The organism is Streptomyces sp. NPDC007808, from assembly GCF_042868655.1.
GTDB lineage: Bacteria > Actinomycetota > Actinomycetes > Streptomycetales > Streptomycetaceae > Streptomyces.
In genome coordinates this window covers 492,649-504,403 of sequence record NZ_JBIAEQ010000007.1, presented here as the reverse complement: position 1 = coordinate 504,403, position 11,755 = coordinate 492,649, and the positions used below count along the sequence as shown (strand labels likewise).

General features: G+C 68.0%; 11 protein-coding genes and 1 tRNA gene. 10 read left to right on the top strand and 2 right to left on the bottom strand.

Translation table 11 applies throughout. The annotated features are described in order from the left end of the window. Nucleotides 1-62 precede the first annotated feature (62 nt). The 8 genes from ACFYNL_RS27850 (at nt 63) to ACFYNL_RS27815 (ending at nt 6,527) form a co-directional block, all read left to right on the top strand. Nucleotides 63-929, top strand: a complete 867-nt coding sequence (locus tag ACFYNL_RS27850) for a hypothetical protein (protein ID WP_388807808.1) — start codon at nt 63-65, stop codon at nt 927-929. A gap of 8 nt (nt 930-937) precedes the next feature. Next, nucleotides 938-1,010 (top strand) — tRNA-Gln (locus ACFYNL_RS27845). 111 nt (nt 1,011-1,121) lie between these two features. Next, nucleotides 1,122-2,570, top strand: coding sequence for a bifunctional UDP-N-acetylglucosamine diphosphorylase/glucosamine-1-phosphate N-acetyltransferase GlmU (gene glmU / locus ACFYNL_RS27840; protein WP_388807806.1), 1,449 nt, complete (start codon nt 1,122-1,124; stop codon nt 2,568-2,570). Nucleotides 2,571-2,705: 135 nt separating this feature from the next. Next, the gene (locus ACFYNL_RS27835) at nt 2,706-3,686 is read left to right on the top strand and encodes a ribose-phosphate diphosphokinase (RefSeq protein WP_388807804.1); all 981 of its coding nucleotides are present in this window, start codon (nt 2,706-2,708) and stop codon (nt 3,684-3,686) included. Between the two features lie 173 nt (nt 3,687-3,859). Continuing rightward, nucleotides 3,860-4,456 (top strand): 50S ribosomal protein L25/general stress protein Ctc, encoded by a 597-nt coding sequence (locus ACFYNL_RS27830; RefSeq protein ID WP_388807802.1) that lies wholly within the window; start codon nt 3,860-3,862, stop codon nt 4,454-4,456. Between the two features lie 97 nt (nt 4,457-4,553). Continuing rightward, on the top strand, nt 4,554-5,156 hold the full coding sequence (gene pth, locus ACFYNL_RS27825) for an aminoacyl-tRNA hydrolase (RefSeq protein WP_388807800.1): 603 nt from the start codon (nt 4,554-4,556) through the stop codon (nt 5,154-5,156). A gap of 64 nt (nt 5,157-5,220) precedes the next feature. Beyond that, a complete protein-coding gene (locus ACFYNL_RS27820) occupies nt 5,221-5,709 on the top strand; it encodes a hypothetical protein (protein ID WP_388807799.1) in 489 nt (162 codons plus the stop codon). 137 nt (nt 5,710-5,846) lie between these two features. Continuing rightward, complete coding sequence (locus tag ACFYNL_RS27815) at nt 5,847-6,527, top strand: LPXTG cell wall anchor domain-containing protein (protein WP_388807798.1); 681 nt, start codon at nt 5,847-5,849, stop codon at nt 6,525-6,527. 92 nt (nt 6,528-6,619) lie between these two features. On the opposite strand, the gene ppc is transcribed toward ACFYNL_RS27815, so the two are convergent. Continuing rightward, nucleotides 6,620-9,352: a phosphoenolpyruvate carboxylase gene (gene ppc, locus ACFYNL_RS27810; RefSeq protein WP_388807797.1), complete on the bottom strand. Its 2,733-nt coding sequence runs from the start codon at nt 9,350-9,352 to the stop codon at nt 6,620-6,622. Nucleotides 9,353-9,645: 293 nt separating this feature from the next. On the opposite strand from ppc, the gene ACFYNL_RS27805 reads away from it, so the two are divergent. Continuing rightward, nucleotides 9,646-10,665, top strand: coding sequence for an acyl-CoA desaturase (locus ACFYNL_RS27805; RefSeq protein WP_388807795.1), 1,020 nt, complete (start codon nt 9,646-9,648; stop codon nt 10,663-10,665). Further along, complete coding sequence (locus tag ACFYNL_RS27800) at nt 10,662-11,339, top strand: TetR family transcriptional regulator (protein ID WP_388807794.1); 678 nt, start codon at nt 10,662-10,664, stop codon at nt 11,337-11,339. The genes ACFYNL_RS27805 and ACFYNL_RS27800 overlap by 4 nt, the downstream gene beginning before the upstream one ends. Nucleotides 11,340-11,420: 81 nt before the next feature. Here ACFYNL_RS27800 and ACFYNL_RS27795 read toward each other — a convergent pair whose 3' ends face one another. Next, nucleotides 11,421-11,594 (bottom strand): CsbD family protein, encoded by a 174-nt coding sequence (locus tag ACFYNL_RS27795; protein ID WP_363039606.1) that lies wholly within the window; start codon nt 11,592-11,594, stop codon nt 11,421-11,423. Nucleotides 11,595-11,755: the final 161 nt, after the last annotated feature.

Here is an 11,755-nt window from a genome sequence, read left to right as displayed (position 1 = left end):
GAACTGCTGAACCACCCTCCGTTCGACACCGGAACGAATCATTCCGGCCGGACGGTATGCCCATGGCACATCCACAAGGCAAATACGCCGACTTCGAAGCACTGCGGGAGCGGGCCGTGGCGCTACGGCGCACGGGACTCAGCCGGCGCCAGATCCGCGACCGACTGCACGTCGACAACAACGACATCCTCAACCGGCTGCTGGAGGGCGAGCCCCCACCGGAGTGGACGAAACGCCCGAACGCCAAGGACGACCTGAGGGACCGGGCCAGGGAGCTCCGACTCCAGGGCTGGACGTACGACCGGATCCAGGTGGAGCTGGGATGCTCGAAGAGCTCGATCTCACTGTGGGTCCGGGATCTGCCGAAGCCCGAACGGCGGGATCCGTCGGAGCAGGCGAAGCTGGCGGCCAGGAAGAGGTGGGAGCACGAACTGGCGGTGCGCGACCAGGAGCGACAGCGAACCAAGGCGGCCGCAGCAGCTGAGGTCGGCGCAATGACATCCCGCGATCTGTTCATGACGGGCGTGGCCCTCTACTGGGCCGAGGGCGCCAAGGACAAGCCGTACGCGAGGCGCGAGAACGTACAGTTCGTCAACAGCGACCCGGGCGTGATCCGCATCTACCTGGCCTGGCTGGACCTCCTGGGCGTTGACAGCGAACGTCTTCGCTACCGGGTCATGATCCACGCGACGGGGGACGTCGAAGGCGCCGAGCGCTACTGGGCCGACCTGGTCGGCGTGGATGTCTCCGCGTTCCAGACAACGACGATCAAGAAGCACAACCCCAAGACCGTCCGGAAGAACGTGGGCGAAAACTACCGGGGATGCCTCGTGGTCAGCGTGCGGCAGTGCGCCGAGCTGTACCGCCGCATCGAGGGGTGGTGGAACGGAATCGTTCTTGGCATACAGCCAGGCTCCGGTAAGGTCTGATGCAGCGATCCGCCGTAGTGTAATTGGCAGCACGACACCCTTTGGAGGTGTTCGGTCTAGGTTCGAGTCCTAGCGGCGGAGCTGCTCTTCCGGGCCCTGACAGCCAAGTCAGGGCCCGCTCTCATGTCCCCCACGAAACGCCCCGGTATCCTGCGGATGTCACCCACCCTCTCCACAGCCGAAGGGCATCCCGTGAGCGCCATTCGCCCGGCAGCCGTCGTCGTTCTCGCAGCGGGTGAGGGCACCCGTATGAAGTCGGCCACACCCAAGGTCCTGCACGAGCTGTGCGGACGCAGCCTCGTAGGCCATGTGCTCGCCGCCGCAGGCGAGTTGCAGCCCGAGAACCTCGTCGTGGTGGTCGGGCACGCACGCGAGCAGGTCGCCGCGCATCTCGCCGAGATCGACCCCGGTGTGCGGACCGCGATCCAGGCGGAGCAGAACGGTACGGGGCACGCGGTACGGATGGGCCTGGAGGAGCTCGGCGGTGCCGTCGACGGGACGGTGGTCGTCGTCTGCGGGGACACTCCGCTGCTGTCCGGTGAGACCCTGACCCGCCTCGCCGCGACCCACTCCGCCGACGGCAATGCCGTCACCGTGCTGACCGCCGAGGTGCCGGACGCGACGGGTTACGGCCGGATCGTACGCGACGGTGTCTCCGGTGCGGTCACCGCGATCGTCGAGCACAAGGACGCGACCGAGGCGCAGCGGGCGATCCGGGAGATCAACTCGGGGGTGTTCGCGTTCGACGGGCGGTTGCTCGCGGATGCGCTCGGGAAGGTGCGGACCGACAACAGTCAGGGTGAGGAGTATCTGACCGATGTTCTGGGGATTCTGCGGGAGGCCGGTCATCGTGTGGGTGCTTCCGTTGCGGGTGATCACCGGGAGATCGCGGGGATCAACAATCGGGTGCAGCTCGCGGAGGCGCGTCGCATCCTGAATGACCGGTTGTTGACGCGGGCGATGTTGGAGGGTGTGACGGTGGTCGACCCTGCTACGACTTGGGTCGATGTGACGGTCACGTTCGAGCGGGATGCGGTTGTGCATCCGGGTACGCAGTTGCTGGGTTCCACGCATGTGGGTGAGGGCGCCGAGGTGGGGCCGAACAGCCGGTTGACGGACACGCGTGTCGGCGCCGGTGCTCGTGTGGACAACACGGTGGCTTACAGCTCTCATGTCGGGCCGAACGCGTCCGTGGGGCCGTTCGCGTATCTGCGGCCGGGTACGCGGTTGGGTGCGAAGGGCAAGATCGGTACGTTCGTCGAGACGAAGAACGCTTCGGTCGGTGAGGGTACGAAGATTCCGCATCTGTCGTATGTCGGTGACGCGACGATCGGTGAGTACTCGAACATCGGTGCCGCGAGTGTGTTTGTGAACTATGACGGACAGGACAAACACCACACGACGATCGGTTCGCACTGTCGTACCGGTTCGGACAACATGTTTGTGGCTCCTGTCACGGTCGGGGACGGTGCTTATACGGCTGCCGGCTCTGTGATCACGAAGAATGTGCCGCCCGGTTCGCTGGCCGTGGCCCGTGGCCAGCAGCGGAATATCGAGGGTTGGGTGGCTCGTAAGCGTCCGGGAAGTGCGGCCGCGAGGGCGGCCGAGGAGGCCTCTCGCCAGGGTGAGCGGGAGGACTGACCGGAAACCGGTGCGTCAAACACGGCGTACCGTGATAAGTGCAGACCCGCACCCCACCAGCTGAGACGGCTTCCCGCTGTTAGTCGGGACGGCCTGCTCGACACCCAGCTGCGACACCTCTGAGGAGACAGTGCTGTGACCGGGATCAAGACGACCGGCGAGAAGAAGATGATGTTCTTCTCCGGCCGCGCCCACCCCGAGCTTGCCGAGGAGGTCGCCCGGCAGTTGGGTGTCGGGGTCGTCCCGACGAAGGCCTTCGACTTCGCCAATGGCGAGATCTATGTGCGGTATCAGGAGTCGGCGCGTGGTGCGGACTGTTTCCTGATCCAGAGCCACACGGCTCCGATCAACAAGTGGATCATGGAGCAGTTGATCATGATCGACGCGTTGAAGCGTGCGTCGGCTCGCTCGATCACGGTGATCGTGCCGTTCTACGGTTACGCGCGCCAGGACAAGAAGCATCGTGGGCGTGAGCCGATCTCGGCGCGTCTGATCGCGGATCTGATGAAGACGGCGGGTGCGGATCGCATCCTGACCGTGGATCTGCATACGGACCAGATCCAGGGTTTCTTCGACGGCCCGGTGGATCACCTTTTCGCTCTTCCGCTGCTGGCGGACTATGTGGGCGCCAAGGTCGACAAGGAGAAGCTGACGGTCGTGTCGCCGGACGCGGGGCGTGTGCGGGTGGCGGACCGTTGGTGTGACCGGTTGGGTGCGCCGCTGGCGATCGTGCACAAGCGGCGTGACAAGGACGTGGCGAACCAGGTGACCGTCCACGAGGTCGTGGGTGAGGTCAAGGGCCGGGTGTGTGTCCTGGTGGACGACATGATCGACACTGGTGGCACGATCTGTGCGGCTGCGGACGCGTTGTTCGCGCACGGGGCGGAGGATGTCATCGTGACGGCGACGCACGGTGTGCTGTCGGGTCCGGCGGCGGATCGGTTGAAGAACTCGCGGGTGAGTGAGTTCGTGTTCACGAACACGTTGCCGACGCCGGGTGAGCTGAGCCGTGATCTGGACAAGCTGACGGTGCTGTCGATCGCGCCGACGATCGCGAGTGCGGCGCGTGAGGTGTTCGAGGACGGTTCGGTGACGAGCCTGTTCGACGAGCAGTAGAGATCCTTTTGGGTGCGGCCTCCTGGTCCGAGTAGACTGCTGCAGTTGCTCGGCGAGGGAGGCCGCATCCGTGTGTTCGGGTGTCGGTGGTCCGTTATCGACGCGCTCTTCGTAGCAGGCCGTTCGTGGCCGGGTGACCACGTCCGTTTCTACTTCTACGAGGAGTGATCCATATGTCCGAGGTGAAGCTCAGCGCCGAGACGCGCACCGAGTTCGGTAAGGGTGCCGCGCGCCGTATCCGTCGTGACAACAAGGTTCCGGGTGTGCTGTACGGGCACGGTTCGGACCCGCTGCACCTGACGCTGCCGGGTCACGACCTGCTGCTGGCGCTGCGTACGCCGAACGTGCTGATCGCGCTGGACATCGACGGCAAGACCAACGAGCTGGCGATCCCGAAGGCTGTGCAGCGTGACCCGCTGAAGGGCTTCCTGGAGCACGTGGACCTGCAGCTGGTCAAGCGCGGCGAGAAGGTCACGGTCGAGATCCCGGTGCAGACCGAGGGCGAGCTGGCCCCGGGCGGCAACCTGCTGGAGCACGTTCTGAACGCGCTGCCGGTCGAGACCGAGGCGACGCACATCCCCGAGGCCGTCACCGTGTCCGTGGAGGGTCTGGAGGCCGGTGCCTCGATCCTGGCCAAGGACATCGCGCTGCCGAAGGGCACGACGCTGGCCGTGGAGGAGGACGCCGTCGTCCTGCAGGTGCTGGCCGCGCAGGCGGAGGAGGCCCCTGAGGGCGAGGCCGCCGAGGGCGAGGAAGTCGCCGAGGCCTGATCCTCGGTTGCGGCAGGGGCGTGTTCCTCGGCTCTGTCATCGGTTTGTCAGCCGCTGTTCCCGTTGGGGGCAGCGGCTGGCGCGTATCTAAGGAGACATGGACGTGACGAGCGACCCGAGCGCGCCTTGGCTGATCGCCGGTCTGGGTAATCCGGGGCCCGACTATGCGATGAACCGGCACAACGTGGGGTTCATGGTGGTGGATCTGCTGGCGGAGCGGATCGGGGGGAGGTTCAAGCGGGCGGGCAAGGCTCAGGCGCAGGTCGTGGAGGGGCGGATCGGGCCGCCGGGGCCGGGTAGCCGTCGGGTGGTGGTGGTGAAGCCGATGTCGTACATGAATCTGTCGGGTGGGCCCGTGAACGCGCTGCGGGATTTCTACAAGGTGCCGGTGGGCAACATCGTGGCGGTTCATGACGAGTTGGACATCGATTTCGGCACGTTGCGGTTGAAGCTGGGTGGTGGCGACAACGGGCACAACGGGTTGAAGTCGATGACGAAGGTGATGGGTTCGGACTATCACCGGGTGCGGTTCGGGATCGGGCGGCCTCCGGGGCGTATGCCGGTGGCGGACTTCGTGTTGAAGGACTTCTCCTCCGCGGAGCGCAAGGAGCTGGACTATTTCGTGGACCGGGCGGCGGACGCGGTGGAGTGTCTGGTGATCGAGGGGTTGGAGCGGGCGCAAAGCACGTACAACTCCTGACTTGTCCGGCCGCTCGAACAACAGAAGTTGACCGGTAGTACGGGCATGGCCAAGGATCGCGGCCATGCCTTCTGCCGTTGTCTCCAGTCAGGGCGCTGTGGTCGCGTTGCGGTTCGGTCGTTTCGCGGCGATGGGTACGGTCGCGATGCTGATTCTGATCGCGGGTGTGTGGGCGTCGTGGGGCAGTGCGCAGCATGTGATGCTCACCAAGGGCCGGGAGCGCGGCACGATCGAGGTGGCGCGGTGTGGAGCGGACACGTGTCGTGGGCGGTACACGCCGGTGTCGGTGGGGTCGCAGCCGCGGCGGTCGGTCGTCATCGAGAAGAACGTGGCTGTGCGGGCGGGGGAGACGTACACGGTCGTGGTGAAGCCGGGCAGTGACGCGGTGGTGCGGTCGGGGCCGGCGGGTGTGCTGTACGCGTGGGTTCCGTTCGGTGGTGCGTTGCTGCTGGCGTCGGTCGTGGTGGCGGGTGGGTTGCGGCGGACGCGGGGCGCGTGGGTGCTGGCGGGGGCGGGTTTCGCGTTGCTCACGGCGGCGTTCGTGACGGTCTGAGGGTCTGCGCCGTTCTTGTTGGGTGTGGAGGATCTGTTTGTTGCCGCTTCGTGATTGACCGGCGGTCAGTCCGGGCTGGAAGCTGAGCCGCCCCCTCCACATCTTCCCGTTCCTTCTCGAAGATGGACTACTGCCTCATGCGTACCCTCACCCGCGTCGGCGCCCTGTCCGCCGTCGCCGCGGCCGCGGTTTTCTGCGGTCCGGCCGCCGCACACGCCACCCCTCCCGGGGACAACGGCACCGTCAAGATCCATGACGCCACCACCGGCGAGGAGCTGCGCAAGAACGAGCCGCACGTGTGCGAGTTCTATCTCGACGCGTTCGGTTTTGACAGCGTCCAGCAGGTCGACTGGCACATCGAGTCCTGGGCCCCGACGGCCGGCGTCAAGGGCGAGACCGTGAAGTCCGGTGAGATCACGCTGGACGGTGAAGGTCATGGCCGTACGGAGGACATGACTCTGCCCGACGGGCACTACAAGCTGTTCTGGAACTTCGAGGGCGAGCACGGCTCGGCGAAGCACAAGGTGTTCTGGACGGACTGCGAGGACGAGGACGAGGAGGAGCCCGGCGCGACGACGACGCCGAGTGCGTCCGCCTCGGAGCCCGCCACGCCGAGCGCGTCGGCCACCGAGCCGGCCGCGAGCCCGTCGGCGCCGGCCGAGGGTGGCGCGTCGCCGTCGTCGTCGCCGTCCTCGCAGGGCGGCGGGGGCGATCTGGCCGAGACCGGCAACGGTGCCCCGGTGGGTCTGCTGTCGGGTGCGGCGGCTGCTTTGGTGGCGGCGGGCGGTTATCTGCTGCTTCGCCGTCGTAAGGCCTGATGTTCCGCCTGTGACGAGGGGAAGGGCGGTGCCCCCGCGCTCGGTGCGAGCGCGGGGGCACCGCCCTTCCTGGCTGGTCCGCGGCCGGCGGGTCAGCCGGTGTTGCGCAGGCCCGCCGCCACACCGTTGACGGTGAGCAGCAGGGCGCGGGAGAGCAGCGGGTCGACTTCGGTGCCGGCGGCCGCGGCGTCGCGCTGGCGCTTGAGGAGGGCGACCTGGAGGTAGCTGATGGGGTCCAGGTAGGCGTCGCGGATGGCGAAGGTCTGCTTGAGGACGGGTGCCGCGTCGAGGAGCTCCTTCTCGCCGGTGACCTTGAGGACCTCGGCGACGGTGAGTTCGTGTTCGGCGCGGATGGTGTCGAAGACGTGCTTGAGCTCGTCCGGCACGAGGGTGTCGACGTAGTGCGCGGCGATCCGCAGGTCGGTCTTGGCGAGGGTCATCTCGACGTTGGAGATGAAGTTGCGGAAGAAGTGCCACTGCTCGTGCATCTCGTCGAGCACGGTGTCGAGTCCGGCCTCGCGCAGGGCCTTGAGGCCGGAGCCGACGCCGAACCAGCCGGGCACGATCTGCCGGGACTGGGTCCAGCCGAACACCCAGGGGATCGCGCGCAGGCCGTCGAGCGAGACGCCCGAGCCGGGGCGGCGGGCGGGTCGTGAGCCCAGGTGCAGGTCGGCGAGCTGGTCGACCGGCGTCGACGCGAGGAAGTACGTCGGCAGGTCGGGGTCTTCGACGAGCTTGCGGTAGGCGGCGTGGGCGGCGTCGCTGACGACGTCCATGGCGGCGTCCCAGCGGGCGAGGGCCTCGACGGACTGGCGGGGCGCGGTGTGCAGGGCGGAGGCCTGGAGGGTGGCCGCGACGGTCAGTTCCAGGTTCTCGCGGGCCAGGGAGGGCACGAGGTACTTGTCGGAGATGACCTCGCCCTGCTCGGTGACCTTGATCTCGCCCTCCAGGGTGCCCCAGGGCTGGGCGAGGATCGCGTCGTGGGAGGGGCCGCCGCCGCGGCCGACGGTGCCGCCGCGGCCGTGGAAGAGGCGCAGCCGGACGCCGTAGCGGTGAGCGACGTCGCGCAGGCGGCGCTGGGCGCGGTGGATCTCCCACTGGCTGGTGGTGATGCCGCCGAACTTGGAGGAGTCGGAGTAGCCGAGCATGACCTCCTGGACGTCGCCCCGCAGTGCCACGAGCCTGCGGTACGACGGGTCGGAGAGCATGTCCTCCAGGATGGTGTCGGCGGCCTTGAGCTCGTCGGTGGTCTCCAGCAGCGGGACGATGCCGATCTTGGCCCAGCCGGCGTGCAGGTCGATCAGGCCGGCCTCGCGGGCGAGGACGGTGGCGGCGAAGACGTCGTCGGCGCCCTGGCACATCGAGATGATGTACGACTCGATGACCTCGGGTCCGAAGACGGCGAGCGCCCGCTTGACGGTCCGGAACACGCCGAGGGTCTTCTCGCCGGCCGCGTCGACGGGCGCCGGGGTGGGCGCGAGGGGCCGGCGCGAGCGCAGTTCCTTGGCGAGGAGCTTGGTGCGGTAGTCGCGGGGCATGTCGGCGTAGCGCCAGGACTCCTCGCCGAGGCGGTCGAAGAGCTGGCCGAGGGCGTGGTGGTGGGCGTCGGCGTGTTCGCGTACGTCCATGGTGGCGAGCTGGAGGCCGAACGCGGACAGGGTGCGGATGGTCCGGTTCATCCGGCCTTCGGCGAACAGGCCGCCTCTGTGCTCGCGCAGCGAGGTCTGGATCAGGGTGAGGTCCTGGAGCAGTTCGCCGGTGCCGAGGTAGTCCCGGCCGGGCTCGTGCGGGATGTTCCGGGCCAGGCGGGTCTTGGTGTTCTCCAGCTTCTGCCGGATGCAGGTGGCCTTGAGCCGGTAGGGCTCCTCGGCGTTCAGGCGCTTGTAGCGGGGGCTGATCTCGGGGAGGGCTTCGAGGTCGGCCTTGAGGGACTCCAGGAGTTCCTCGGTGGCGCCGGTGTAGCGGATGGAGTTCGACAGGAAGCCGCGCAGCTCGTCGATCATCTCCAGGGCGTCGTTGATGCCGTGCTCGTGCTGGAGGATGAGGACGTCCCAGGTGACCTGGGGGGTGACGTTGGGGTTGCCGTCGCGGTCGCCGCCGATCCAGGTGCCGAAGGTGAGCGGGCGGGTGTCGTCGGGCAGCTTGTGGCCGACGCGCTCCAGTTCGGCGGTGAGGTCCTCCAGGACGTCGCCGACGGCGCCGGCGTGCAGTTCGTCGAGGTAGTAGATGGCGTTGCGGGCCTCGTCGGTGGGTTCGGGGCGTACGACGCGCAGCTCGTCGGTCTGCCAGACGAGGTCGATGTTCTCGGCCAGTCGGGTGTCGTGGCGGCGGCGGTCGCCGTCGAGGACCGGGGTCTCCAGGAGGGCCGCGATGCGCCGGAGCTTGTTGAGGACCGAGCGGCGGGCGGCCTCGGTGGGGTGCGCGGTGAAGACGGGGCGCACGTTGAGGTGCTGGATGGTCTGGCGCAGGTGTTCGGGGTCTGCGTCCTTGAGCCGGTCGGCCGTACGGGCGAGGAGGCCGCCCTCGGCGGCGCGCCGGGCCCGCAGCTCGCGGCCTCGGTGGACCTGCTCGGTGACGTTGGCCAGGTGGAAGTAGGTGGAGAAGGCGCGGACCAGCTTGGCCGCGGTCTCCAGTTCGGTGCCGCGCAGCAGCTCGGCGGCGGCCTCGCCGTCCTCTCGGGTGAGGCGGCGTACCTTCTCGACGAGCTCCAGCAGCTCCGGGCCCTCCTGGCGGACCAGGGTCTCGCCGAGCAGGTCACCCAGTCGGCGGATATCGGCGCGCAGCTCGCTGTTCGTCGTCGTGGTCTGGTCGTCGGCACTGCTCACAGGTGCGGCTCCTTGCAGTGTTGAAGCTCGTCTGGGAGGGGAACCCGGACGGCGTCTCGCGCGGCGGGCGCCGCTTACGGAGCCGGACGTCCGGGAAGAAATCAGAGCGGACCGCGCTGTCCGACCGACCCCAGGATATGTGCCGGTCGGGACGCGCAGGCTCTGGGGCTCTTGCCGCCGGGCGACGCACTGCCATACTTACGATGCCGTAGGTTACGGAACCGTAGGAAGTACTGCACGGGTTCCGGTGGCCCGGTTGCCCTCTCCATCCACATACCCCCCAGGGGACGCGTATGACCAGTAGTTCCGACGTGATCGCAGACACCCCGAAGGTGCCCGGTCCGGACACCGACGCCGCAGAGGCCTCCGCCACGCTGGGCGGCGAGCAGAAGCGCTCCATCGAGCAGATCGCCCTCCTCCTCTTCATCACCGTCCCGTTCCTCGCGCTGCTGGCGGCCGTGCCGCTGGCCTGGGGCTGGGGGGTGAGCTGGCTGGACCTCGGTCTGCTGGTGTTCTTCTACTACCTGGGCTGCCACGGCATCACGATCGGCTTCCACCGCCACTTCACGCACGGTTCGTTCAAGGCCAAGCGGCCCCTGAAGATCGCTTTGGCGATCGCGGGGTCCATGGCGGTCGAGGGGCCGCTGGTGCGCTGGGTGGCCGATCACCGCAAGCACCACAAGTTCTCCGACGCGGAGGGCGACCCGCACTCGCCGTGGCGGTTCGGCGAGACCCTTCCGGCCCTGATGAAGGGCCTGTGGTGGGCGCACATCGGATGGATGTTCGACGAGGAGCAGACCTCGCAGGAGAAGTACGCGCCGGACCTGATCAAGGACAGGACGCTGCGGACGATCTCCCGGCAGTTCGTGCTGTGGACGGTGGTGTCCCTGGCGCTGCCCCCGCTGATCGGCGGTCTGGTCACGATGTCGTGGTGGGGCGCGTTCACCGGGTTCTTCTGGGGTTCGCTCGTCAGGGTGGCCCTGCTGCACCACGTGACCTGGTCGATCAACTCGATCTGCCACGCGGTCGGCAAGCGTCCCTTCAAGTCGCGGGACCGTTCGGGCAACGTGTGGTGGCTGGCCGTGCTGTCGTGCGGTGAGTCCTGGCACAACCTGCACCACGCCGACCCGACGTCCGCCCGGCACGGTGTGATGCGCGGCCAACTGGACTCCTCCGCCCGGCTGATCCGCTGGTTCGAGATGCTCGGCTGGGCCTACGACGTGCGCTGGCCGTCACGCTCGCGTATCGATTCGCGCCGTAACACCAAGGAAGGCGGCTCCCGGCACGGGAAGGAGCCCGTCAAGGCGGCATGATGGTCGCTGTGGCGACCGACTCGAGCAGCACTCCCAGCAACGACAAGCCGCGGCGGGCGCGCCGTACCCGGATGACCGGTGCGGAGCGCCGCCAGCAGCTGCTGGAGATCGGTCGTACCCTCTTCGCCGCGAAGGGCTTCGAGGGCACCTCGGTGGAGGAGATCGCGGCGAAGGCCGGGGTGTCCAAGCCGGTGGTGTACGAGCATTTCGGCGGCAAGGAGGGCCTGTACGCGGTCGTCGTGGACCGTGAGATGCGGCGCCTGCTGGACATGGTGACCAGTTCCCTGACCGCCGGCCACCCGCGTGAGCTGTGCGAACAGGCGGCGTTCGCGCTGCTGGACTACATCGAGGAGTACACGGACGGGTTCCGCATCCTGGTCCGTGACTCGCCCATCCCGCAGTCGACGGGGTCCTTCGCCTCGCTGATCTCCGACATCGCGACCCAGGTGGAGGACATCCTGGGCCGCGAGTTCAAGAGCCGCGGCTTCGACCCCAAGCTGGCCCCGCTGTACGCCCAGGCCCTGGTGGGGATGGTCGCGCTGACCGGCCAGTGGTGGCTGGACGTGCGCCGCCCGAAGAAGGCGGAGGTGGCGGCCCATCTGGTGAACCTGGCCTGGCACGGGCTGGACGGGCTGGAGGCGAAGCCGCACCTCATAGGGCGCCGCAAGAGCTGACGCGCCGCGCCGCGTGCAGACCGGTGCCCCGCGCAGACCAGCGCCCCGCGCCGCGTGCGCGGGGCACCGGTGCGGCTGCGCTCAGTGCTTGAAGGTGTCCTTGCCCTTCTCCTTGGCCTGACGTGCGTCGCCCTTCATCTGGTCGGCCTTGCCCTCGGCGGTCATCCGCTCGTTGCCGGCCATGCGGCCCATCGCTTCCTTGGCCTTGCCCTTGAGCTGTTCCTTCTTGGCCCGGGTCTTCTCTTCCTTCGCCACGTTCCTCACTCCTCGCGAGGGTCGACGTCGGTGTCACCGAGCGGGTGACCCGCTGCCCGGCGCTCAAACAGCGGTCGTGGGTTCAAGGAACTCCAGCCGGTTCCCCACGGGGTCGTACGAGTAGAACCTCCTGTACCCCGGCAGGTTCCCGTCCCACTCGA